This is a genomic window from uncultured Arcticibacterium sp., assembly GCF_964021845.1.
GTDB lineage: Bacteria > Bacteroidota > Bacteroidia > Cytophagales > Spirosomataceae > Arcticibacterium.
The window spans coordinates 94001-119700 of the sequence record NZ_CAXHZC010000003.1; the positions used below are offsets into that span (position 1 = coordinate 94001).

A 25700-nucleotide genomic window follows, 5' to 3' on the forward strand; every position below is an offset into this window, starting at 1 on the left:
TTAGAAGAGTGCTTGCATGGTGTCATTGAACATGATATAAGCTAGAAGTCCTAGCAAAATAACCATTCCTATCTGCTGTGTACGCTCCATAAACTTAGGAGAAGGCGATTTCCCCGAAACCATTTCATAAATCAATAAAATAGCATGACCTCCATCTAAAGCAGGAATTGGCAACAAATTCATAAAGGCCAATGCCATTGAAAGCATACCTGTAATCATCCAGAACCTTGTCCAGTCCCACACACCACCATAAAACTTTCTAGCTATTCCTACAGGACCAGCCAGTGCCTTTCCTGCAGAAACCTGACCAGTAAATATTTTTTTAAAACCTTTAATATTATCCGTAATAACAGAGAATGCTCTGCCTGAACCCATCATAAAGGCCTCGCCCACACCCAAATCTACATGACTGTAATTCAAATCAGGAACTGACTGAAAGCCTAATTTGCCATCTTCTGTAAGTGTTGGATTTAAAGTAATAGTGTCATCACCTCTTTTTACCCCTAGAGCCACTTCCTTACCTTTATTTTTTGCTGCTAAAGCAGAAAATTGATGATAGAAAGAAATAGTGTCTCCGTTAAAACTAAATATTCTATCTCCCTCGGCCAATCCAGATTCCTCCGCAGGCATATCTGGAACTATCTCACCAACACTAAAGGTTTGTAAGGCATCAATGAACCCTTCACTTTCTTCATCAGAAAGCTTTTCATATAAATCGTTTGGAATAGGTACTTCTATTGATTTACCGTCTCTTTCTACTGTGTAATAAACATTCTCTCCTAAAACCACATCAGAGCCCATAGCTTCTGAAAAGTTTTCAATTTTTTTACCAGCTACGCCAACAATTTTATCTCCGGTTTTTAGCCCAATCTCCTCCGCTATTGGATGAGCAACAATTCCTAATTTATTGACCTCGTCCATTGACAAGTAATTATCACCTGCCTTATAGGTCATTCCCCAAAAAATAAGGACACCTAAAACTATATTGACAATAATACCACCGAGCATTACAATTAATCTTTGCCATGCCGGCTTAGCTCTAAATTCATAAGGTTTGGGCTCATCTGAAAGTTTAGAGGCGTCTGTAGTCTCATCAATCATACCTTCAATATCAACATAGCCACCCATAGGAAACCACCCTAAACCATATTCAGTATCACCTTTCTTCTTTTTCCAAAGTGCAAAATTCAACACATTTGGCATCGGAAATAAGAAATCAAAAAATATGTAAAACTTATTTACACGGATTCCAAAAATTCTGGCAGCAATAAAATGCCCCCATTCATGTAATCCTACTAAAACTGTTAGACCAAGCAATAGCTGGCCCGCCATAATTAATCCTTCCATATTCTTTTTCCTGTTCCCCCACAGGCATCATTATCAATTTTCCTTCTTGGGGTAAGAAGTCTTTAATTCAATTTGTCTAAAAATCTATCTTGCAAGCACATAAGAGCTTACGGGGTGCAAAAGTCGCTTTTTCTTAACGAGAAAACAATCAATAAGATTATTAGCTCCATAAAATTCAAACGCAATTAATTTCTTGCCCGTTCAGAAACAATTGACATTTTATCTTTGTTGGCATTAAAGACGGTCAAACAGTGACTATCATAATCGACGAATAATGACAGAAACGGATATAATTATTGTAGGAGCAGGCCCAATAGGTCTTGCCTGTGGAATTGAGGCTAAGAAAAACGGGCTTTCCTATGTAATAATTGAAAAGGGTGCTTTAGTAAACTCGCTATACAACTACCCTTTAAACATGACTTTTTTCAGTACTTCAGAGCGACTGGAAATAGGTGATGTTCCGTTTATGACTGTCAATTCAAAACCTACGAGAACGGAAGCTTTAGAATATTACCGTAGAGTAAGTAGCCAATGGGGGCTAAACGTCAAACTTTTTGAGGCTGTAGAAAATGTCAAATCGGAAGGCGAAAAATATATTGTCAAAACGTCTAAATCAGCATATAGGGCAAAAAACGTAATTATTTGCACTGGCTTTTACGACATCCCTCTTTTAATGGATGTCCCAGGGGAAGACCTACCAAAAGTTACACATTACTATAAAGACCCAAATTTCTACGCATTTCAAAAGGTATTGGTAGTAGGAGCCAGCAATTCTGCCGTTGATGCTGCAATGGAAACTTGGAGAAAAGGGGCAGATGTAACCATAGTAGTAAGAGACAAAGAAATAGGACAACGTGTGAAATATTGGGTAAAACCGGATATTGAGAACAGAATTAAAGAAGGCTCCATAAAGGCTTATTTCTCTTCAAGGGTAGATGCCATTAACGCAGATTCCGTATCAATAAACACACCCGAAGGTAACGTTACATTAGAAAATGACTGGGTTATAGCCATGACGGGCTATCAACCAAACCTACGTTTTCTAGAAAAAGTCGGCATTAACCTTTCAAAAGATACCATCAGAAAACCTGAATACAGCGAAACCAGCATGGAGACCAATCTACCTAATGTTTATTTGGCTGGAGTGGTTTGTGGTGGAATGAACACCCACAGTTTATTCATTGAAAACTCTAGGGTTCATGCGGAGCAAATAGTGAGGGCTATTTTGAATAAAAAATAATTATTTCAGGGATTCTATTATCTTTAAGACATGGATCCACTTCTTTTTAACATTCTTTTTCTAGATATAGAAACCGCCGCCCTTTATAAAACCTATGAAGAGCTTCCTGAAAGGTTTAAACCACTGTGGGACAAAAAAGCCTCCTATCTTAAAAACGACGAATCGCTCACTTCTGCTGAAATTTACAATGAACGAGCCGCCATATATTCTGAATTTGGTCAGGTAATCTGTATAGGCATTGGTGGCCTTTATATGAATGAAAAAAAAGAGCTAAGCTTAAAGACTAAAGTCTTAAGTGCCGGTTCTGAAAAAAAGCTTTTAGAGCAATTCTCTGATATAGTAGAAAGGCATAAGGCCAAAAATTCCCTTCAGCTTTGTGCACATAATGGTAAAGAGTTTGACTTTCCTTACTTATCTCGCAGAATGCTTATCAATGGCCTTAAACTTCCCGATGCCTTAGATTTAGCAGGTAAAAAACCATGGGAGATAAACCATATTGACACTATGGAATTATGGAAGTTCGGCGACTATAAGAAATTCACTTCGTTGGATTTATTGGCCGCAGTTTTTGATATCCCAAGTAGTAAATCTGACATTTCTGGAGCTGACGTTAATAGAGTATATCACGAGGAAAATGATTTAGAAAAGATAAAGGAATACTGCGGGCGGGATGTTGGTGTTTTGGCTCAGTTACTTTTGAAGATGAGAGGGATGGATTTGAAGCTTTGACCCTATAAATAGCATTCAACCCTTTCAGGGTTGGAGAACAAACATTTTTACTTTTTTTCTATTCAATTTGAAGCCTCTCAGGCTTCCCATACCACCAAAAAGACGCATCGCCATTGATGATTTTTCCCGAAAGAACATAAATGAAAAACCAAGCCCGAAGGGCTTAAATGTGAACAGAAGAACAAAAAACCGATGAAAAGAAGAAGCCTGAAGGGCTTCAATATATTTCTTTCAAACGCAATAACCTAAACCAAAAACTCAAACAATTCTGGCTTATCATTGATATAGGTAAACTTAATTCCCACCCTATTCATCCTTTCTATTAAGGCTTTAAAATTTTCTTTCTTTTTAATTTCTATACCCACCAAAGCTGGCCCCCTCTCTCTGGCTGTTTTTTTTGAGTATTCAAAGAAGACAATATCATCCGTGGGGCTAAGAACATCATCCAAAAACTCTTTCATAGCTCCTGACCTTTGCGGGAAACGAATAATGAAATAATGCTTTAGACCTTCATATATCAGCGAACGCTCTCGTATTTCCTCCATCCTGAGGATATCATTATTTCCGCCACCGATAATGCAAACTACATTTTTCCCTTTTATTTCATCTTGCACTTCAGAAAGAGCGGCTATACTTAATGCTCCTGCTGGTTCGGCAACTATGGCCTCCTCGCTATATAAATCTAAAATTACTGAGCAAACCTTTCCTTCTGGGACAAGAATCATTTTTGATAGGCTTTTCTTGCAAACCTCAAAGGTTATCTCGCCTACTTTTGCCACCGCCGCACCATCCACAAACTTGTCCATTTCATCCAGCACAACAAGTTTATCAGCATCAATTGAAGCTTTCATGGCAGCCGCTCCCGATGGCTCTACACCAACAAGCTTGGTTTTAGGACTCAATTGACTAAAAACAGTAGAAATGCCAGAAGCCAAGCCTCCACCGCCGATGGCAAACAAAATATAATCTATTTTAAAATCAGCATCCTCGAAAATCTCAAGACCAACCGTCCCTTGACCCTCAATAACTTGCAAATCGTCAAAAGGGTGGATAAAAGTACCGCCCGTTTTAAGCGTATAATCCTTTGCTTCTTCCGATGCCTCATCAAAAGAATCTCCAACCAACTTAATTTCTACCCACTCACCTCCAAAAAAGCGAACTTGCTTAATTTTTTGATTTGGTGTAGTGGTGGGCATAAAAATAGTGCCCTTTGTTCTTAGTTTTTGACAGGCCCATGCTACGCCCTGAGAATGATTACCTGCCGAAGCACAGATTACTCCTTTGCTTAAAACATCCTGACTTAGCGTAGCCATTTTGTTATAAGCACCCCTCAGCTTATAAGAACGCACCAGCTGTAAATCCTCTCGTTTCAAATAAATATTGGCACCAAATTTCTCAGAAAGGTTCAGATTTTGCTGTAAAGGCGTATGCGTGACTATGCCCGAAAGGAGTTCAGCAGCCGAATGAATATTATCTAATTCTGGAAGTTTCATAATTAACAAAGAAGTAAGCTGCAAATATCAAAAGCTTAAAAACAAAAAACCAGAAAGAGCGAAACCCTTTCTGGTCAATTTTTATATCGAGTTTAAACTCTTAAGCATTCTCCGGACGAAGGCTTCTTACTGTTTTACCAGCTCTCCACATTTCAGAGTCACGAAGTTCAGCTAATTCGATTTCTAATTTCTCACGGTAATCTGACTGAGAGTTACGAGTGATAGAAATTTCAGCTTCGTTTTGAGATTTTACAGATTCGTAAAGTTTCTCGAAAACAGGCTTAGTAGCATCACGGAAAGGCTTCCACCAATCTAGTGCACCACGCTGAGCTGTTGTAGAACAGTTAGCATACATCCAATCCATTCCATTTTCTGCTACTAAAGGCATAAGTGACTGCGTTAGCTCTTCTACTGTTTCGTTGAAAGCTTCAGATGGAGAGTGACCATTCGCTCTCAATACTTCGTACTGAGCAGCAAAGATTCCCTGAATACATCCCATCAAAGTTCCACGCTCACCTGTAAGGTCAGATGTTACTTCGTTATAGAAGTTAGTTTCGAACAAATATCCAGAACCTACTCCGATACCCATAGCGATACATTTCTCACGAGCATTACCCGTAGCATCTTGGTAAACTGCAAAAGAAGAGTTCAAACCTTTACCAGCTACGAACAAACGACGAAGAGATGTTCCAGAACCTTTAGGTGCTGTTAAGAATACATCAACATCTGCAGGAGGAACGATACCCGTTTTCTCTTTGTAAGTAATACCAAAACCATGAGAGAAATAAAGCGACTTACCAGCAGTAAGGTGCTTCTTTACTGTAGGCCAAAGTTCAATTTGAGCCGCATCTGAAAGTAAGTAACAGATAATAGTACCCTTTGCAAGAGCTTCTTCAATTTCAAATAAAGTTTCGCCAGGAACCCATCCGTCAGCTACTGCTTTATCAAACGTTTTACCTTTACGCTGACCCACAATCACATTAAGACCATTGTCTCTCATGTTCATTGCTTGACCAGGACCCTGTACACCGTAACCTATTACAGCGATAGTTTGATCACTAAGGATTTCTCTTGCTTTCTCTAAAGGAAATTCTTCTCTTGTTACAACTTCCTCTTCAACACCACCAAAATTTAACTTTGCCATTATTTAAATCTAATTTGTAAAACTTACTTGTTATGATACTATATAAAAATCGGTCTATCATTTCGAGCAGCAAAACTACTCAAAAAAACCTTATTAAAATTGCTAATTAACTTATACTAAATACTCCCACTCTTTCTCTTCTGGAAGGTATTCTACTAACCCTTTAGGCGTTTTACCTACCGCAATTCTTCCTGAACGAATGAATTCTAAAATCCCGAAAGGCTTGATGTATTTGAAGAAATCAAAAATCTCTTCTTCCGTTCCAGTCTTCTGAAGTACCATATAATCTAGTCCCCAATAAACTAAATAAGCTTTGTGAACACGGTTTATAGTTTCCATGTCCAGCGGTTTAGAGTCTAAAGGTGTAGGAATTTTAAACATCGCTATTTCATTATAAACGATGTCCTCATTTAAGTAGCCAAAAACAGCCAAAACCTCCACTACTTTTCTAATTTGTCTTACCAATTTCTCCACAGCTTCACGCTGATCATGCTTAATAACAATGGTAAAACGAGAGACTCCTTTTCTTTCTGTTTCAGAAACGGTCAAACTCTCAATATTCAATCTTCTGCGTGTGAAAATAATCGTAATCTTGTTTAACAAGCCGATGCTATTTTCTGTAAATACGCATATAGTATATGTCTTCATTACTTCAATCTAATTTCTGAAACACTGGTTCCGGCAGGTACCATTGGGAATACATTTTCTTCTTTTTCTACCACCACTTCTAATAAATAGGAGCCTTCTGAATTTAAAAGCGTGTCAAGTGAAGATGAAAGGTCTCCACGCTCTTCACACTTATGACCTGGAATTCCAAAGCCTTTGGCGATGGTGATAAAGTCAGGGTTCTGTAGTTCTACAAAAGAATACCTTCTTTCAAAAAACAGCTGCTGCCACTGACGTACCATTCCTAAGAAATTATTATTCAAGATAATTATCTTAACTGGTAAGCCTTTCTGAGCTATGGTTCCAAGCTCTTGAATAGTCATCTGGAAACAACCGTCACCTATAAAAGTTATGACTTCTCTATCAGGAGCACCCATTTTAGCACCAAAAGCTGCTGGAAGGGCAAAACCCATAGTTCCAAGCCCACCAGATGCTATATAAGAATGAGGCTTTTTAAAGTCATAATATCTAGCTGTGACCATTTGATGCTGTCCTACATCTACTACCACACAGGCCTCACCTTTAGTTTTGTCAGAAACCATTCTGACCACCTCAGCCATCTTTATTTTACCTTCTCCTTTTAGGTCTCTTGCAGTTACCGCCTCGTACTCGGCTTGCTCTAAATCACGGAACTCTTGTTTCCATGCGGCACGCTCTTTTTTCTCTATTAAAGGGTTAAGAAGTTTTAATGCTTCTTTAGCATCTCCCACCACTGGTGCATCTGCTCTTTTGATTTTGTCAATTTCAGCAGGATCTACTTCTATGTGGACTATCTTAGCTTGCTTTGCAAAAAGGTTAGCATCACCTGTTACACGGTCATCAAAACGCATTCCGATAGCTATCAAAACGTCGCATTCATCTGTCATTACATTAGGTGCATACATACCATGCATACCTAACCAACCCATGTAATTAGGATGGTCTATTGACAATGCCGATAAGCCAAGAAGCGTGCTTCCTACAGGGATATCCGCTTGCTCAACCAATTGCCTGAACTCTTCCATGGCCTCCGAAATCAAAACGCCGTGCCCTACTAAGATGTATGGCTTCTTTGCGTTATTGATTAGCTCTGCGGCTTTTTGAACTTGTTCTAACTTTGGAACTTTCCTTGGATGATAGCCTGGCAAGCCTTCCACCTTTTTGTATTCAAAAGGCTTATTCATTAAGGCTATTTGAGCATCTTTCGTTATGTCAATCAACACAGGGCCCGGTTTTCCCGCTCTAGCGATATAAAAAGCTTTCGCTAAAATTTCAGGAATCTCGTTAGGATCAACAATCTGGTAATTCCATTTACAAACCGGTGCGGTAATTCCAATAACATCAGTTTCTTGAAATGCATCAGTTCCTAAAAGGTTAGAGGCTACTTGTCCCGTAATGGCCACCATAGGGGTACAGTCAATAATAGCATCGGCTATTCCTGTTACCAAGTTAGTAGCACCAGGACCAGAAGTGGCCATACAAACACCTACTTTACCACTGCTTCGGGCATAGCCTTCTGCAGCATGAGAGGCACCTTGTTCGTGACGAACCAGAATATGCTCTATTCTGTCCATGTAATCATACAAGGCATCATAAATAGGCATGATGGCTCCACCTGGATAACCAAAAATGGTATCTACACCTTCTTTCAGAAAACACTCCATTAGAGCTTGACTTCCCGAAATAAATTCGGCCTTACTTTCCACTTTCTTTTCTTCCATGATTTCTGCTGTTGTTGCCATGGTCCTTTGTTTTAAAATGAATTATTTATCTGTTACGCAGCCTTCATGAGCTGGAGAAACAGTTTTATAGTATTTTCTTAATACACCGTGCTCAATAAATGGAGGAGTCAAAGGCTTCCAGTTTTTACGTCTTTCAGCCAAAACATCATCAGAAACATGTAGTTTTAATTCTCTGCTATCTGCGTCAATAGTTATCAAATCACCATCTTCTACTAAAGCCAGTGTTCCGCCTTCATAAGCCTCAGGAGAAATATGACCTACCACAAAACCGTGTGTTCCGCCAGAAAAGCGACCATCAGTAATCATGGCTACTTTATCTCCCAAACCTGCACCCATTACAGCTGCTGTAGGTTTAAGCATTTCTGGCATTCCAGGTCCTCCACGCGGGCCTTCATATCTAATTACTATTACTTGCCCTTCCTTGATTTCACCATTGGCAAAAGCCTCTAGCATATCTTCTTCTTTGTCACAAACCTTAGCAGGTCCTTCAAACTTAGTCCCTTCTTTTCCTGTAATTTTAGCAACACCACCATTCTCCGCAAGGTTACCATACATGATTTGAATGTGACCAGAAGGTTTGATTGGGTTTTCTAACGGTCTTATGATAGACTGAGCATCAAAATCCAAATCTGGTGCAGATTCTAAATTCTCCGCCACTGTTTTACCAGTTACCGTTAAACATTCACCGTGAATTAAACCTTTCTTAAGAAGGTATTTCATGATAGCTGGCACACCACCAAGCTCTAGAATATCTTCCATAAAATACTTTCCAGAAGGCTTAAGGTCGGCGATAAATGGAGTTCTGTCTGAAACTGCTTGAATATCATCAAGCGTTAGTTCTATTCCTGCAGAATGAGCTATAGCCAAATAATGCAATACTGCATTAGTAGAGCCACCCAATGCCATTACTATTGTTAAAGCGTTTTCTAATGACTTTCTACTTAAAATATCTTTTGGCAAAATCTGCTTCTCCAAAAGGTTTTTCATAGCAGCACCTAAGTCAATACACTCTTGAGTTTTCCCTTCGTGTGTGGCTGGGTACGTAGCATTATACGGCATACTCAAACCTAAAGCTTCTATAGAAGAGGCCATAGTATTAGCAGTATACATTCCCCCGCATGCTCCCTGACCAGGTATTGCATTTTGAATTACCCCTTTATAGTCTTCTTCAGAAATAGTACCTGCTACTTTTTGGCCGTAGGCCTCAAAAGCCGAAACGATATCTAATTTTTTACCTTTCCAATTTCCTGTTCTTACCGTTCCTCCATACATCATAATACCTGGACGGTTCAGCCTCGCCATGGCCATAATAGCTCCTGGCATATTTTTATCACAACCCACTACAGCTATTACTCCGTCATACCACTGAGCCGCTACTACGTTCTCAATAGAATCTGCAATAATGTCTCTACTTGGAAGCGAAAAGCTCATACCATCGTTTCCATTAGTCATACCATCAGAAACACCAATCGTATGAAAAATCAAGCCCACCATATCATTGGCTTGGATGCCTTTTTTCACATGAACAGAAAGTCCGTTCAAATGAATATTACATGGATTTCCCTCATAACCTGTACTTGCAATTCCTATTTGAGGTTTTTTCATATCCTCTTCTGTCATGCCAATGGCATAAAGCATTGCTTGTGCTGCCGGGTTACTTACTTCTTGAGTAAGCGTTTTGCTGTATTTATTAAGATTTTCAGACATTATTTCAAGTTTCGCTATTTGCGAATATTCGCTAATTATTAAAATCGTTCGGCAAATAAATCAGTCTAGCCATAATTTGCAACCTTTTTCATAGAAATTTCCTATTCTCTTTGCCCTATTTATCACTTTTTTGATTTAGTCTATAAATTTTCTAATCAGCCGATTCACTTCTACGTTTTTTTGAATTAAATTTTGAAATGAAAAAATTACTAGCATTAATCATCTTGCTTCCGATGCTGACATTCGGACAAGATAAGGCTACAGAACTAGCCCATAAGTTTATCATTACTGATGGACACGTAGATTTACCATATAGACTAAAAGTCAAAAACTTTCAACTCACCAAAGAGTTTGTAGGCATACCCGTCTCCTCAAAAGACGGCGACTTTGATTTTGAAAGAGCAAAAAAAGGCGGATTAGATGCACCATTTATGTCTATCTACATTCCTGCCAGGTTCAGTTCAGAAGAAGGAAAACTTCTAGCCGATAGTTTGATTGACATGGTCAACTACATTAGTGATGAAAACAAAGAATATTTTGAGGTAGCAAATAGCCCAAGTGATGTTCAACGGATTTTTAAAGAGGGAAAAGTTGCCCTACCAATGGGAATGGAAAATGGCTCTCCACTAAAAGAGCTATCTGATGTTGCCTATTTCAAAAAAAGAGGAATTAGCTATGTCACTTTAACTCACTCTAAAGCAAATCAGATTTGTGATTCTTCATACGACCCAGAAAGGCCATGGCAAGGGTTAAGCCCTTATGGCGAAGAAGTGGTTTTAGAAATGGCCAAACAAGGCATCATGATTGACATTTCTCATGTATCAGACAGTACTTTTTATGATACTATCGAAATCAGTCCCGTTCCTGTTATTGCTTCGCATTCGTCTTTACGGTTTTTTACACCCGATTTTGAAAGAAACATGAATGATGAAATGCTAGTTAAACTTAAAGAAAACGGTGGTGTAGTCATGATAAACTTTGGCTCTACATTCATTGATGGCGAAATTCAAAAAATCAGAAACGAGAATGGTGAACTACTCAAGGCCATTCTAGACGAAAAAGGACTTTCAAGAAGAGATGAAGAAGCAAAACCTATCATTGAAGAGTTTATTAAATCTCGCCCTTCAGCGTTTTCCGATGTAGAAAAAGTAGTAGACCACATTGACAGAGCAGTAAAGTTTGCTGGAATTGACCATGTAGGCCTTGGTTCTGATTTTGACGGCGTAGGTGATTCATTGCCTACTGGCCTTAAAGATGTTTCTGACTACCCAAACATTATCAAACTTCTTTTACAGCGAGGGTACTCAGAAAGCGATATTGAAAAAATATGCTCTGGCAACCTTTTTAGAGTTTGGCAAGCTGCATTAGATTATGCGGCTGCTCAATAAAAAGAAAGCAGCGTTACCTTACTAGGCAACGCTGCTTTTCATATTATCTTAATAGGATATTACTTCTGCATCATCTCTATTATTTCTTCCGATATACCTGTTGAAGAATAACCTCCATCATGGTACAAGTTCTGCATGGTAACCATTCTGGTTAAATCCGAGAACAAGCTCACTATATAATCAGCACAATTTTCGCCTGTTGCGTTTCCTAAGGGAGACATTTTTTCTGCAAAATCAAAGAAAGAATCAAACCCTCCTATTCCTGAACCAGCCGTAGTCATGGTAGGCGACTGAGAAATAGTGTTTACTCTTATCTTTTTAGACTTGCCTAATCTATAACCAAAACTTCTAGCAATAGACTCTAAAACAGCTTTAGCGTCGGCCATGTCGGTATAAAACGGGAAAGTTTTCTGGGCGGCGATATAAGAAAGACCAACTACAGAACCCCATTCATTTAATGCATCTAGTTTATCACCAACCTGCATAAACTTATGAAAAGACAGAGCAGAAATATCAATACTCTTTAAGAACCAATCATAATTCAAATCTCCATATGCTCTTCCCTTCCGAATGTTAGGAGACATCCCTATAGAGTGAAGTACAAAATCCATTTTACCTCCTAAAACCTCCATAGATTTAGTATATAGATTTTCAAGGTCTTCAACAGATGTAGCATCCGCAGGTATTATTTCAGCACCTATTTGCTCTGCTAATTCATTTATTTTACCCATTCGCATGGCAATAGGAGCATTTGTCAAAACTATTTGAGCACCTTCCTCATGAGCTTTAATCGCTGTTTTCCAAGCTATTGAATTCTCATCCAATGCTCCTGATATAATTCCTTTTTTACCTTTTAGTAAACCGTAAGACATATTTGAATTAATTGTTTGCCACAAAAGTAGCATATTCGGTCAAATATCAATTATTAACGCATTGACCTATTTTATTATAAAACGCTCTTTGGCCTTGAGTTGCCGACATAGGTTTCCAGAATTTAGATGGGTTTAATATCAATTCGTTTTTATCAGTCAAGATAGGACTAAAAGCTTCAACACTAATTAGCTCCTCCGAAACTAAAGGCATAATCCCTCTAAAGTTCATTAAGGAACATTTAGTTACTTCTACATGCGTATAATCAGATTGACAATAATCTGAGACAACTTTAACCTTAAGAGAAACATTTTTTGAATTTCCAGACCAAGAAAGATCCACGTAAAGCGAATCGCCTAAAGATTTGTAACTTCCTAAATATTTAAAAGCCAGAGCTCCTTCTGGTTTGCCAAACACCTCATATGTACAGGCATTACAAGCAATTTGATTTTCTATAAAAAGAGAAACACCACTTTCATTAGATTTAAAGGAGTAAATCATCGGTTTATCGAGAGCTTCACATGTTTTAAATTCAGAAAAACTAAGAGCGGGCAAACCATTTTGATTCTCAATCAAGGGCCCATTATAATTCAAACTATACGAATCCGTAAAAACCGATGGAAGGTAAGTAACAGCATCTTTTCCGAAGTCTTTAGAAAAATACAATGCCACTTCATTCCCTTCTGCTTTAACAGAATCAATAAAAGGCTCACCATTTCCATCATAAATATAGTCTTTCATTCTTCGCTGATAGTGACCAAAATCCTTAACATTTTGTACATTTAGACTTTGCCCTTCATCAAAGACTAAAGTGATTTTTTGCTGCTGATCACTTAGTACTGCTTTTTGAATCAAAGGACCGGTAACAGGAGACCCTAATTGAGCTCCATAAGTGTCACTATTTATTCCCAAAAAAATATCATCAGCAATTCCCTCATAACCAGCTCTTGCGTAATGTAAGCCATCTCCGCTAAGTTCCCTGCCAAATGCGGCATACATGCTCATTTTGGGAAAATCCTTTTTTAACTGCCGCTGAATATCTCTAAGTTTAGCAGGAGCCTCCTCAACATAGCTTGTTGTTGGAATATTGGTTTGAACCAAATAATAATATCTTGGTTCCACTCCATCAGATTTCAAGTCTGAAATGAACTTATTAAACCGCTCATTATAAGAGTCAATAGCACCTTGCACCCCAGTGTCTGATTCCCACTCTCCTTGCGAGAAAATAAAACCCTTCGGTTTCAAAGAGCTACTAGCCATAATTCTTTTCAAAAACCTTCCATAATAGGTCTCAGGGTTTTCGGGATTATTAAAATCTCGTTCAACCAATGCTTCTAAAGACTGACCACCTACCGCTCCATTTATTATTTGTACAGGAATATGATTTTCTCTAATAATATTTTCAGCAATTCTGCTTCCTATTACACCCGGCCAATTAAACTCAACACCCAAGTCATGCCAACCATTGTTAGTGGAATTTGGGTCAAAATGGTCAAAAACATAATTTCTTAAAAAAGTATCGTCGACTTCACTCCTTACCATATCAAAACAACAACCCGCTACAGCGTTCGACTGCCCATATATTAAATAAGTATCTCCACTAAGGACTTTTGACGCCGAAGCAACGGAAGAAGAATCATTTTCTAGAAATAGCTTTAATTCAAAATCGTACTCAAACAAACCCGAAACAAGCGAGGTATTCCATGAAAACTTTTTATCTCCCTCTAAATCATGCTTTTCACTGAAATAAGACTTGCCATTTTGAAGAATCGTAAGCTTTATGGCCTTGTAGCTCTCATCCGTTACACTCCCAAAAATATTGACAGCTGAAAAACCCAAAGAATCCCTTTCATAGAATTGATAATTTTTGGGAAAATTGTAGAACACATTCTGACCCGACCCAGAATAGGCGGTTAGAAAAAAAATAACTGTCAATATAAGTTTCTTTCCCAATACGGCTCTTTAAGCAAATTATATTTCCAAATTTAACTGATTTTAAACAAATTAGAGGTTTCCCGAACCCAATAGAATCTAAAATTTAGTCATAAAAAAAGCAGGTCTAAAAAGACCTGCTAAAAACGGGAGGCTAATGGGGTTCGAACCCACGACCCTCGGCACCACAAACCGATGCTCTAACCAGCTGAGCTATAACCTCCATTTTCAAACGGAGTGCAAAGGTAAATTGAATACTTAAATTCTGCAAGAGCTATTTTCAATAATTTTCAAACTAATTAATCTTAAAAAATCCTTTGTCATTTTTCTGTAAAGGATACCTAAATTGCACACGCATCAAAATAACCCAAGATGTTTAGATTAGATAAAAAAGTAGCCATAATAACAGGAGGAGCCAGCGGCATTGGACTTGAGATTTCAAGAAGTTTCGCAAAACAAGGGGCAATTGTCCACATTTTCGAACTCAATTTGAATTTGGCCGAAAGAGAGGCAGACCTAATTATTGCCTCAGGCGGAACGGCCTATTGTCATAAAGTAGACGTTTCAAAACAAGCTGATGTTCAAAAGACAATTGATAAAATTAAAATTGTCTCTCCCATTGATATTCTGGTAAATAATGCCGGTGTAGCACATATTGGCACCGCCGAAACCACTACCGAGGAAGACTTGGACAAAATTTATAATGTCAATATAAAAGGAGTTTATAATTGTATCCACTGCCTAATTCCTCATTTCAAAGAAAATGGTGGGGGTGTAATTATCAATATGGCCTCGGTAGCCGCAACTGTAGGCTTGGTAGATAGATTTGCATATTCTGTATCCAAAGGTGCCATCAAGACAATGACCCTTCAAGTTGCAAAAGATTACGTAGGCTATAATATTCGCTGCAATTCCATCTCGCCTGCAAGAATTCATACGCCCTTCGTAGATGGTTTTATAAAAAATAAATATCCAGAAAAACAGGAGGAAATGTTTGAAGAATTGTCAAAAACTCAGCCAATAGGCAGAATGGGAAAACCATCCGAGGTGGCCGCTCTAGCTGTTTATCTTGCTTCAAATGACGCCGCCTTTGCCACTGGAACAGACTATCCTATTGACGGAGGTTTTTTAACACTCAATACACCATAATTTAAACAACCAAAATGAAATTAATAAGACACGGAGAGCTAGGAAACGAAAAGCCAGGAATAATTTCTGATGACAACAGCTCGTTAGATGTTTCTGCTTTTGGCGAAGACTTCAATGAAAAATTCTTTGAAACAGATGGAATAAATAGATTGGCCACATGGCTAAGTTCTAATCAGAGTTCTTGCCCTATTTTAGCTCCAAATACAAGACTTGGTTCCTGCATAGCTAGACCATCCAAAATAGTTTGCATAGGTTTAAATTATGCCAAACATGCAGCAGAGTCTGGCATGGCAAACCCCGAGCAGCCAGTAGTATTTTTCAAAGCAACATCTGCCTTATGTGGTCCAAATGATGATGTAGTTATTCCTAGAAATTCTGAAAAAACAGATTGGGAAGTAGAATTAGCTGTAGTTATTGGGAAAAAAGCCTCTTATGTTGACAAAGCAAACGCCATGGATTATGTAGCTGGATACTGCTTACATAATGATTATAGTGAAAGAGCCTTTCAACTAGAACATGGCGGACAGTGGGTAAAAGGAAAATCAAATGACACATTTGCTCCTCTTGGGCCATTTATGGCTACAGCAGATGAAATAGCTGACCCTCAGAAACTAAATCTTTGGTTAAAACTGAATGGTGACAAAATTCAAGACTCTAATACGGACGATATGATTTTCTATATTGATGAAATTATAAGCTATTTGAGCAATTACATGACTCTATTACCTGGTGACGTTATCTCTACAGGTACGCCAGCAGGAGTTGGACTAGGTTTTAAGCCTGCTAAATATTTAAAAGCTGGTGATAAAATAGAATTAGGCATAGAAGGTCTTGGTGTTCAAACCCAAACTGCGGTGGCTTATTCCAAATAAATTTAGAATAGTTTTACAGGAAAGTCTGCCAATTGTTGTGGCGGACTTTCTTTTTTTACAATTTCTAAATTTAAGAGTGCCTATTTATAAACTTTGCCTTAAGCACTTTCTTAATCAACTCGTTTTGAGTAATTCACTATATTGCAAAAACAGCCGTCAAAACTCCACTAACATCATAACTCTATGAAAAAACACATTCTACTTTTCTTATTTACGCTTCCATTATTAGCAATTGGTCAGGAAGTAAAAGTTAACACTAAGATCTCAAAGGTCAATCTTTATTTTTCTGGTGCACAAATATCGAGAGAGGCCGAAATTGACCTAAATGGAGGAGAGAACACCTTAGTTTTTAAGGGTATTTCACCTGAAATAGACAAAAGTAGCATCAAGGTCTCCACTGACTTAAACATTAATATTGCTTCCCTGTCGCATCAAATGAGCCTGCAAAGTGATAGCACGGTCATTCAGGCAACAAAGAAAGTGAATGATGCCAATAAGAAAATCAATGAACAGTTTGAAATCCTTAAGGTGGACTTAACCTTACTTAAAAGGGAGGAGGAACTACTTTTGGCAAATCAAACCGTAGGCGGAACGTATTCAGGTATGAAGCCTGAAGACCTTAAAGTTACCGCTGATTATTTCAGAGAAAGAATGAAGCTCATACTAACTCAAAGGTTTGAACTTAGTCAGAAACTTGACTCTTTACAAGGAGAAGTCAGAAAAAACAATATTACGATTAATACTTTAAGTCAGAAAAAGGAAAATCAATTAGCCGAAATTATCCTTGTTTTGAAAACGAAAGCTCCGGTCAAGAATCAAAAGCTGACTATTTCCTACTTCGTCAAAAATGCAGGCTGGACACCGAGCTATGATATCAAAGCTACCAAAATTACAGAGCCAATAAGTCTGTTATATAAAGCAAAGGTGTACCAATACAGCGGAGAGGACTGGAAAGACATCAAACTTACCCTCAGTAATACCTCTCCAAAAAACAGTTCAAACATTCCAAGTTTAAAAAAATGGTATTGGGGAGAAAACAATTCATATAGTGACTACTTTAATAAAAAAGAAGTCCTAAACAATGACAGAACTCAAGTGTGGGGAATAGTAAAAGACTCTCAAAACCTACCACTTCCAGGAGCAAGTATAACTATAGTGGGCACCTCTCTAGGTACTACCACAGATGAAAACGGTTTTTTTAGATTAAACATCCCGCCAGACCTACAAAAGAAGACCAACATCCTTTCTATTAGTTTTGTAGGATTTGAGTCACAGAATTTAAATGCAGCTAATTCACCCTTTGATATTAGCCTCATCGAAGACACCCGAGCTTTGGAGGAAGTAACCGTTATGGGTTATACCTCTAAAAGTAAAAGGGTAACTACCGGTGCTGCACTTTTGGGAAGAGTAGCCGGAGTATCTATTAAAAATGAGTCTAGCATCAGACAATCTAGAATTACTAAAAAACTCATCTCAGAAGACGAAGCACCTACTTCCCTAAACTTTACTTTAGACAGTAAATTCACTCTACTTTCTGATGGAAAAGAAAACACGACAGAGTTAAAAGAATTAGAAATTCCTACCGACTTTGAATATAAAACTGTACCCAAAATAGACCCGGTTGCTTTTCTAACAGCCAGAATTTTCGACTGGGAGCAGTACAACCTCATTGAAGGAGAGGCCAGTCTTTATTTTGAAGGAACTTACTTAGGAAAAACAGACTTAGACCTAAGCAACAAAGACACCTTGAGTATTTCTTTGGGTAGAGACCAGGCTGTCAAAGTTCAGAGAAAACCTGTAAGACAGTTTTCAAAAAACCAATTCATAGGAGGAAACGCAATTGATACCTATGGGTATGAAATCTCTATAAGAAACACCAAAAGCGTTCCAATTAAGATTTTAGTAGAAGACCAATTTCCTTTGAGTAAATTTAAAGAAGTGGAGATTTACGACAAATCTGCCATAGGGGCAAATGAAAACCAGGAAACGGGTGAACTCCTATGGTTAAACAAAATTGAACCTTTTACTGAAAAAACATTACCATTTAGTTATACCATAAAATATCCTAAAAACGGATCAGTAAGCTATTAATCATGACTCCAAACCAAACTACCTGTCCTAACTGTGGAAATGTTTTTGATGCCGGTGAGGCACTTCAAAAACACATGGAAATTGAATTAAAGAAACGTTTTGCAGAGCAAGAGAAACAAAACGCTGAGAAACTAGAACTCTATAAAAAGCAGCTTCAAGAAGACAAAGCTAAATTTGAGCAAGAGGAAAAAAAGAAGATGTGGGCTATTGCTCAAACAGAGGCAAAAAAACGAGCTGATGAGAAAAACGCAGCTGAACTAAAAGCACTTCAAGAAGATAACAAAATTAAGCAGCAGCTCATTCTGGATGGACAAAAGAAGGAGCTTGAGCTAATGAAAAAAGAGAACGAATTAAAGTTTAAACAGGAGCAGCTGCAGTTAAAGCTAGAAAAAGAAATGCTAGAGCGTAGCCGAGGTATTGAAGAAAAAGCTAAAAAACAAAAAGACGAAGAATTTGAGCTGGTCAAAAAAGAATACGAAAAGAAGCTAGAAAACCAGATGAACTTAGTAAAAGAAATGCAGAGAAAAGCCGAACAAGGCTCCATGCAGCTTCAAGGCGAAATACAGGAATTAGAAATAGAGTCTATTCTTGGAAGAACCTTTCCTTATGATGAAATAGAAGAAGTAAAAAAAGGAATTAGAGGAGCAGATGCTATCCAGACCGTTATTAATGAGTTTGGACAAATTTGTGGTAAAATCATTTTTGAAAGTAAAAGAACACAAAACTGGGGTGGCGACTGGATTGAAAAACTAAAAACCGACCAAAGAGAAACAGGAGCCGAAATAGCTGTTTTGGTCACGCAAACTATGCCCAAAGACATGGAACGTTTTGGCGAAAGAGACGGTGTCTGGGTTTGTGGGTTTCATGAAGTGAAAGGTTTAGTTTTTGTACTTCGTCAAATATTAATCAGAACCCAGCAAGCCAAATCTGTCAATGAAAACAAGGCAGATAAAATGAGCTTACTTTATTCATTTCTTACCAGTAGCCAGTTTAAACAACAAATGGAGGCGATAGTAGAGGGTTTCTCTAATTTGAAAAGTGAACTAGACCGTGAAAAAAGAGCCATGCAACGTATATGGAAAGAACGTGAAGTGCAAATAGAGAAAGTAATAGGTAATACTATTGACATGTATGGAAGCATAAAAGGGATAGCTGGAAACTCTATTTCTAGTATCAAATCCCTTGAACTTCCTGATGGCGAAGAATAATTTTCAAAAAATACTGAACTACATTTAACTCATTTACAAACTATTAACAATACGTTAATCCCTAAAAAAACACGACAGGGAAAGTTTGGCATCGTTTTAGAGTCACGATTAATTGTAAATTTAAAATCGTGTTATCCCAATGAAAAAAATTAGCATCTTATCAGCCGCTACAGTCTTACTTAGTCTGGGCACTTTTGCTCAAGACAACCCAGAAAAAAAACAAAGCTTATGCTCCAGAAACTTTGATGCCGTCTACCAAAAAGTAGAAGACAACTATGCCGGATGGAGTGAAAAAGTAACTTCTAGAAATCAAAGGAAGTTTGACAAAATCACAGAAGAAACAAAAGAAAAAATAACAGATATTAATGAGCCTGAAGCTTGTTATCATGCCATAAATGAATGGTTAGCGTTTTTTGAAGACGGACACCTTTTCTTAAATATTCCGCCTTTTGTAAAACCTGAAGACCCAAGTGATATTGTAAAAAGAGCAAGCAAAGTAGGCTCTGTTTCCTTCAAAAACGAACCTACTTTTAAAAAATACCTTGACAAGCAGAAGAATTTACCTGAAATAGTAGGTATTTGGGAAAATGACGATAAAACTTATCGTGTAGGAATAGTAGCTAGTTCAAAGAAAAATAGATATGAAGCCTTTCTTTTAAGTGACAGAGATGAACTTTGGACCGCGGGTAAAGTTAAATTTGAGCTTAAAGAAGAAGAAAAAGACAGGTTTGAAACAAACTACTATTATGCAGACTTTACAGATGAAAAAAAGTTAGGCCGATTGGTTAAAAACTATTTTGTAATAGATGATGTATACAAACTTCAAAAGATTTATCCTGCTCCACTAGAAGAGGTGAACAATCAAGACATTCTTACGCGTATTCCCCAGTGGAGGGTTGAAAAAGTAAATAGTAATACTGCTCTCATTACCCTTCCTCCTTTTACGATTGTTGATGCGGCCGACTATATCCTTGATATGGTAAACAATAATAAAGCCGTCATTGCAAACACGGAAAACCTTATTGTGGACTTGAGAAACAATCCAGGTGGAGATGAAAACGCTTTTTCTGCCTTGTATCCCTTTATTGCCGATAAGCCTATCATAAGAAAAGGGGGTATGTTTAGGTCTTCAGAGGAAAACCTTATTCTCCTTACGCATGAACTAGAGTCTATTCAGGCTTTTCCAAAGTATAAACGTATTCTAGCTCCTAAACTTCAAGAGGTAATAGCAGGAATGAAAAACAATTTAGGAGGCGATGTACAGGGGCCAGACAAGGTATTTCAGTACCTAAGAGCTACACCTTATCCTAAAAATGTAGCAATTCTTGTGAATGAAAACACTGCAAGTACAGCGGAAAGTGTTACTTTAGAAGCCAAACAAAGTGACAAGACTGTCATTATTGGTACTAAAACGAAAGGTCTTGCAGACTACATCGAAGTTAGAGACTGGGGCTTACCTGCTTTTGGTTGGAGGTTAGCTTTTGGCCTAGCTAAAAGTGCTAGAGAAACAAGAATAGATAATAAGGGAATTAATCCTGACGTTAAAGTACCAAAAAAGGAAACTGATTGGATTCAGTTTACCACTGAGTACTTGAGCAAAAAAAGATAAATGTCTAAATATTTAAAAAACACCTCCGCCTTATTTCTTTTTATTTTTTCGATCTCTCAAATTGCCGTTTCACAAGGTACTATTAAGAAAAGCCTTCAAGGTGAATGGGTTAAAAGTAAAATCACTTTAATAGACGGAAGTCCTATTTATGACGAGAATTTAAAAAATTCCAGCTTCGGGCTGGAATTTTCTGGTGACAGCCTCATCATAAACATTGGCGGTAAAAACTCATACAGCTCATATGATGTAAAAGATAGTATCTTAAACTACCGCGATAATTATTTCAAAATTTTACGTCTAGACAAGCCTTTTTTAGAGCTTAGCCAAGTGCTAACCACAGATGAAGTGGAGCCTATAAAAATAGAGATGACCTTTAAGCCAACAGTAGATATTGGTATTACACCACAAACCTATTTGGCAAAAAACGGCGATCCTGTTTACCTTTTGATGCCTGACCAAATAGAGCCCAAGTTTATCAATTCCAGGTACACCGCCATTGATTACATAAACAGTCATTTTAGGTACCCAGAGTTTAAAAAAGGTGGTTTTGTAGTGCGTTTTGTAATTACCAAAACAGGAGAACTGGAAGGTCAAAGGATAATAGCGAGCTCTAATCAGAAATACGATCAAAGGCTATTAGATGCAGTAAATAAGACTAAAGGAAAGTGGCGTCCTGCCAAATACTTAGGTGAAGCTGTTAACTGTGAGGTAGAATATAATTTTGACCTTGGATACACTAAGCCAGACTACAGTTCTGGAAATCCGGAGGAAGACAAAAAAGCAATGGCAGAAGAATATGCCTCAAACGGTAAATACTATTTCTCTGCTAAAAACTACCGTTCGGCCATTTTCTATCTTAGTAAAGCTATAGAGAACGACCCTTATCAGATAAACTCCTATTACCTCAGAGCAGCGGCCTATATTTACAATAAAACACCTGACAATGCCTGTGCCGATTATCTTCAGCTTAAGATATTAGGTCAAAAGAGAGCGGAAGGACTTTATGACAAATACTGCCAAAACTATAAGCCTGAAACAACCGAGCATTAGCTTTTACCGTAGATAGTGGTCAATTATCTTTAATTTGCGAACAAAAAATTAGGCGATTGACTCCAAAAGGAATTTACGTTATTATTCCAGCTTTTAATGAGGCCCTTTCTATTGACAAAGTAATAGCAGAGATTCCTGATTTTGTGGAAGAAGTGGTGGTAGTGAATAATAATTCAAGCGACCACACAGCTCAGGCTGCCAGAGATGCTGGTGCTACAGTACTTGACGAACCACGGCAAGGCTACGGCTATGCTTGCCTAAAAGGCATTGAATATCTAAAAACTAAAAGCCCTGAAATAGTAGTTTTCTTGGATGCCGACTATTCAGACTATCCTGAGGAATTGACACAAATAATTGCTCCGATTCTTGAAAAAGACATGGACATGGTGATAGGAAGCAGAAACCTTGGAAAAAAAGAGCCGGGCTCCATGACACCTCAGCAAATTTTTGGCAATTGGCTAGCCACTACTTTAATAAAATTATTTTTCAAAGTATCTTATAGCGATTTAGGGCCCTTTAGAGCCATTAAATATAAAAGCTTAGTAGGTTTAGCCATGGTAGACCAAACCTACGGCTGGACAGTGGAAATGCAGCTGAAAGCAGCAAAAAAAGGATTAAAAACAACAGAAGTTCCCGTTAAATACAGAAAACGTATTGGCAAGTCTAAGGTTTCTGGGACAGTCAAAGGAACCATATTGGCCGGCTATAAAATTTTATCTTGGATATTTAAATATGCTCTGAAATAAAATGGACTTAATATTTCTACTTGCTTATTTAATTCCTCTTACCATCATATTTGTGTACTGCATCATGCAGTTTAGCCTTATAGTTTCTCATTTTAAATACAACGCTCCTAGCCAAACACAAAACGACAAAGACCTACCGCTAGTTACTGTTCAGCTGCCTGTCTATAATGAAAAATATGTGGTTAATAGGTTGGTAGACTCCGTAATGCAGCTCGATTACCCTATTTCTAAATTGGAGATTCAATTGTTAGATGATTCTGATGATATCACTACAGAATTATTAGCGGCTAAAGCCAAAGAGTATCAAGAAAAAGGTTTTGACATTTCTTTAATAAGAAGACCTGAGCGTGTCGGTTTCAAAGCCGGTGCTTTAAAATATGGATTGGAAACAGCTAAAGGTGAGTTTGTAGCCGTTTTTGATGCTGATTTTGTCCCTAGAACAGATTTCCTTAAAAAGACAATCCCGATATTTCAAGATGAAAAGGTAGGCGTGGTACAAACCCGCTGGGAGCACATAAATGAAAATTACTCGCTGCTGACAAAACTCCAAGCCTTTGGTTTAGATGCTCACTTTTTCATAGAGCAGCCTGGCCGCTCCGCGTCAAATCACTTTATAAACTTTAACGGAACTGCCGGCGTATGGCGTAAAACCACCATTGCAGATGCAGGAGGTTGGTCGCCCGATACGCTGACAGAAGACTTAGACCTTAGCTACAGAGCACAGCTAAAAGGTTGGAAATTTGAATATTTAAGAGAATTAGATTCTCCTGCTGAACTACCAGTTAGTTTACCTGCGGTCAAATCTCAGCAATACCGCTGGATGAAAGGCGGAGCAGAATGCTTTGTAAAAAATGCAAAGAAGCTAATTGCCGCCAAAGATTTAAAATTAACCTCAAAACTTCACGGTTTTTACCATTTGCTAAACAGCTCCATTTTCATAAGCGTAATGGCTTTAGCATTCTTTAGTATTCCGCTAGTTTTAAACACGCATATTTTCTCCGATTATCACACCATTGTTAATCTGACCACACTTTTTCAGGTCAATTGGCTGATTCTAGGTTCGTTTTATTGGTTGGCTTTTAAGCGTAAAAACGGTTCCTTCTTTGCTTTTGTCAAAAGGTTTTTCATGTTCTTGGTATTTATGATGGGCTTGTCCTTGCATAACACCATAGCGGTAGTAGAAGGATTAATAGGAAAGAAAACGCCTTTTGTCAGGACGCCTAAATTTAACGTGGTAGCCAAGACAGACGCTTGGAGCGGAAACGTATATTCTATGCGAAAAATAGGTTGGCTAACCTGGGTAGAGGGTTTAATCGCACTACTTTTCCTCGGTATGCTATTTATAGACGCACAAAAGCAGCTCTACGGCATGATGCCTTTTCACTTGATGGTTTTCCTTGGATATAGTTTGATAGTTTACTATACCATTAAACACGCTCTTTTTGAGGCGTAGCGATATATGCTTAACCTTTTAGATACTATTTCACATTTACTAGGATACCTTTTCTTTATAAGCTTTACTATATTTTGGGTTTACGCTGTAATAATTATCGGTCATAGCCCTAATGCTAATGGAGAGTTTTTCTTTTTTATTAGAATGCTCAAGAAGTTAAAATTCGGTGTGTTCTTTGCAACTTTCGCCCTTATGTCATTTATACTTTCTTGTTCTACCTCCTTGATTTTTGAAAAATTGATTAGGGAAGAAATTAGAGAAAAAGCATCTCCTCATTTTATAAAAAGTATTCTAATTAATGGAGAATTAGCGAAGAATGACTCACTTCTAATGGATATTAGTAACATATGGCATCCAAACACTAAAAGAAAGCCTAGTTCGATTGAAATAAACTTAACACTCATTGGCTCACAAGACTCTCTTCCAATTCGGCTAGAGAGATACGAGTATGACTCAACATTGTATTGGGTTTACTGCCCTAACTTTGAAACATCGGATTTAAATTGCGTTGGAAGGGTGAGAACGAAACATCTAAATATATACCAACCAGAACACCTCCTTAAAGCACTCCCTTCTGAAAAGTGATTTCTTTGACCAGCTTGGTGGCGTTAAAGTAAACCGCCAAAGAAGTAGCTTCCGTAGGTTTTGGGATGTTTTCACATTGCGGTCCTTTCTCTAAAAAATAAATAAACACCTTTTGGTTTCGGCTGTCTAACATTTGAAGGTCATACCTACCTAAAGTAGAAAATATATCATTTTCGCTATGCCCAAGCAGCGAGTCTTTGTTTGCCACTAAAGCATCATGTAAATCAGCTCTTAGGCCATTGCAAGCGTTTCTATCCGACCTGAAGAGTTCACTGTCAAAATCACCTCCCATATCAATCGGTTTAGACCTACAAGAAGAAACTCCTAGTATTAAGCAGAAAAATAAAAGGTTTCTCATTTTTGAAAGGAGCCAACCAAGCTATTCACAATGCTTAGAATAAAACTAAATATCAATGGCTGAATAAAACCAGTCACCACAAACCCACTAATCATAGCATCACAGATATAAACTATAAGTACTGTAATTACGAAGTAAAACAGACCTAAGGTCAGGATGGTAATAGGCAGCGAAAGAATGGTTAAAATAGGCTTTACAAAGGTATTTAGAATACTCATCACCAATGCCACAATAATGGCCGTAGTAATAGTATCCACAAATATTTCTGGCAGTATGTTAGGTATTTGGAAAACCACAAGCCCTACCAAAATCAATCTTATTGCATAATTTATCATAGCTTTT

General features: G+C 37.9%; 22 protein-coding genes and 1 tRNA gene. 12 read left to right on the forward strand and 11 right to left on the reverse strand.

Going from position 1 to position 25700, the window contains the following annotated elements:
- Positions 1-1347 (reverse strand): RIP metalloprotease RseP, encoded by a 1347-nt coding sequence (rseP, locus tag AADJ06_RS09925; RefSeq protein WP_341226288.1) that lies wholly within the window; start codon positions 1345-1347, stop codon positions 1-3.
- Between the two features lie 274 nt (positions 1348-1621).
- Here rseP and AADJ06_RS09930 point away from each other — a divergent pair, with 274 nt between their 5' ends.
- A complete protein-coding gene (locus AADJ06_RS09930; protein WP_341226289.1) occupies positions 1622-2587 on the forward strand; it encodes a YpdA family putative bacillithiol disulfide reductase in 966 nt (321 codons plus the stop codon).
- A 30-nt stretch (positions 2588-2617) separates the two neighbouring features.
- Positions 2618-3316 carry a ribonuclease H-like domain-containing protein gene (locus tag AADJ06_RS09935; protein WP_341226290.1) on the forward strand — a complete coding sequence of 233 codons (699 nt, stop codon included), beginning with the start codon at positions 2618-2620 and terminating at the stop codon, positions 3314-3316.
- A 245-nt stretch (positions 3317-3561) separates the two neighbouring features.
- On the opposite strand, the gene ilvA is transcribed toward AADJ06_RS09935, so the two are convergent.
- The 5 genes from ilvA to ilvD all read right to left on the reverse strand — a co-directional run bounded on the left by ilvA (position 3562) and on the right by ilvD (position 10047).
- Positions 3562-4809 (reverse strand): threonine ammonia-lyase IlvA, encoded by a 1248-nt coding sequence (ilvA, locus tag AADJ06_RS09940; RefSeq protein WP_341226291.1) that lies wholly within the window; start codon positions 4807-4809, stop codon positions 3562-3564.
- A 100-nt stretch (positions 4810-4909) separates the two neighbouring features.
- Positions 4910-5953 (reverse strand): ketol-acid reductoisomerase, encoded by a 1044-nt coding sequence (ilvC, locus tag AADJ06_RS09945; RefSeq protein WP_341226292.1) that lies wholly within the window; start codon positions 5951-5953, stop codon positions 4910-4912.
- Positions 5954-6064: 111 nt separating this feature from the next.
- Positions 6065-6601: an acetolactate synthase small subunit gene (gene ilvN, locus AADJ06_RS09950; protein WP_341226293.1), complete on the reverse strand. Its 537-nt coding sequence runs from the start codon at positions 6599-6601 to the stop codon at positions 6065-6067.
- A complete protein-coding gene (gene ilvB / locus AADJ06_RS09955) occupies positions 6601-8340 on the reverse strand; it encodes a biosynthetic-type acetolactate synthase large subunit (RefSeq protein WP_341226294.1) in 1740 nt (579 codons plus the stop codon). Before ilvB ends, ilvN begins: the two co-directional genes overlap by 1 nt.
- A gap of 21 nt (positions 8341-8361) precedes the next feature.
- Positions 8362-10047: a dihydroxy-acid dehydratase gene (gene ilvD, locus AADJ06_RS09960; RefSeq protein WP_341226295.1), complete on the reverse strand. Its 1686-nt coding sequence runs from the start codon at positions 10045-10047 to the stop codon at positions 8362-8364.
- 197 nt (positions 10048-10244) lie between these two features.
- On the opposite strand from ilvD, the gene AADJ06_RS09965 reads away from it, so the two are divergent.
- Positions 10245-11435: a dipeptidase gene (locus AADJ06_RS09965; protein WP_341226296.1), complete on the forward strand. Its 1191-nt coding sequence runs from the start codon at positions 10245-10247 to the stop codon at positions 11433-11435.
- Between the two features lie 59 nt (positions 11436-11494).
- Here the strand turns inward: AADJ06_RS09965 and AADJ06_RS09970 are convergent, their stop codons facing one another.
- The 3 genes from AADJ06_RS09970 to AADJ06_RS09980 all read right to left on the reverse strand — a co-directional run bounded on the left by AADJ06_RS09970 (position 11495) and on the right by AADJ06_RS09980 (position 14460).
- Positions 11495-12307, reverse strand: a complete 813-nt coding sequence (locus AADJ06_RS09970; RefSeq protein WP_341226297.1) for an SDR family oxidoreductase — start codon at positions 12305-12307, stop codon at positions 11495-11497.
- A 46-nt stretch (positions 12308-12353) separates the two neighbouring features.
- The gene (locus AADJ06_RS09975) at positions 12354-14258 is read right to left on the reverse strand and encodes a sialate O-acetylesterase (RefSeq protein ID WP_341226298.1); all 1905 of its coding nucleotides are present in this window, start codon (positions 14256-14258) and stop codon (positions 12354-12356) included.
- 128 nt (positions 14259-14386) lie between these two features.
- Positions 14387-14460 (reverse strand) — tRNA-His (locus tag AADJ06_RS09980).
- A 149-nt stretch (positions 14461-14609) separates the two neighbouring features.
- Here AADJ06_RS09980 and AADJ06_RS09985 point away from each other — a divergent pair.
- The 9 genes from AADJ06_RS09985 to AADJ06_RS10025 all read left to right on the forward strand — a co-directional run bounded on the left by AADJ06_RS09985 (position 14610) and on the right by AADJ06_RS10025 (position 25000).
- Positions 14610-15386, forward strand: a complete 777-nt coding sequence (locus AADJ06_RS09985; RefSeq protein ID WP_341226299.1) for a glucose 1-dehydrogenase — start codon at positions 14610-14612, stop codon at positions 15384-15386.
- A gap of 14 nt (positions 15387-15400) precedes the next feature.
- Entirely contained in the window at positions 15401-16258 is an 858-nt protein-coding gene (locus tag AADJ06_RS09990) for a fumarylacetoacetate hydrolase family protein (protein WP_341226300.1), read from the forward strand.
- A gap of 183 nt (positions 16259-16441) precedes the next feature.
- Complete coding sequence (locus AADJ06_RS09995; protein ID WP_341226301.1) at positions 16442-18349, forward strand: mucoidy inhibitor MuiA family protein; 1908 nt, start codon at positions 16442-16444, stop codon at positions 18347-18349.
- A gap of 2 nt (positions 18350-18351) precedes the next feature.
- Positions 18352-19557: a DUF2130 domain-containing protein gene (locus tag AADJ06_RS10000; protein WP_341226302.1), complete on the forward strand. Its 1206-nt coding sequence runs from the start codon at positions 18352-18354 to the stop codon at positions 19555-19557.
- Positions 19558-19696: 139 nt separating this feature from the next.
- Complete coding sequence (locus tag AADJ06_RS10005; protein WP_341226303.1) at positions 19697-21166, forward strand: S41 family peptidase; 1470 nt, start codon at positions 19697-19699, stop codon at positions 21164-21166.
- Positions 21167-22216, forward strand: coding sequence for an energy transducer TonB (locus tag AADJ06_RS10010; RefSeq protein WP_341226304.1), 1050 nt, complete (start codon positions 21167-21169; stop codon positions 22214-22216).
- A 56-nt stretch (positions 22217-22272) separates the two neighbouring features.
- Positions 22273-22962 carry a glycosyltransferase family 2 protein gene (locus tag AADJ06_RS10015; protein WP_341226305.1) on the forward strand — a complete coding sequence of 230 codons (690 nt, stop codon included), beginning with the start codon at positions 22273-22275 and terminating at the stop codon, positions 22960-22962.
- Position 22963: 1 nt separating this feature from the next.
- On the forward strand, positions 22964-24415 hold the full coding sequence (locus AADJ06_RS10020) for a cellulose synthase family protein (RefSeq protein WP_341226306.1): 1452 nt from the start codon (positions 22964-22966) through the stop codon (positions 24413-24415).
- Between the two features lie 6 nt (positions 24416-24421).
- Positions 24422-25000 carry a hypothetical protein gene (locus AADJ06_RS10025; protein ID WP_341226307.1) on the forward strand — a complete coding sequence of 193 codons (579 nt, stop codon included), beginning with the start codon at positions 24422-24424 and terminating at the stop codon, positions 24998-25000.
- On the opposite strand, the gene AADJ06_RS10030 is transcribed toward AADJ06_RS10025, so the two are convergent.
- Together AADJ06_RS10030 and AADJ06_RS10035 are read right to left on the reverse strand one after the other, a co-directional pair.
- Positions 24975-25358, reverse strand: a complete 384-nt coding sequence (locus AADJ06_RS10030) for a hypothetical protein (RefSeq protein WP_341226308.1) — start codon at positions 25356-25358, stop codon at positions 24975-24977. The two genes, AADJ06_RS10025 and AADJ06_RS10030, sit on opposite strands and share 26 nt — an antisense overlap.
- The gene (locus tag AADJ06_RS10035; protein WP_341226309.1) at positions 25355-25693 is read right to left on the reverse strand and encodes a phage holin family protein; all 339 of its coding nucleotides are present in this window, start codon (positions 25691-25693) and stop codon (positions 25355-25357) included. The genes AADJ06_RS10030 and AADJ06_RS10035 overlap by 4 nt, the downstream gene beginning before the upstream one ends.
- Positions 25694-25700 lie beyond the last annotated feature (7 nt).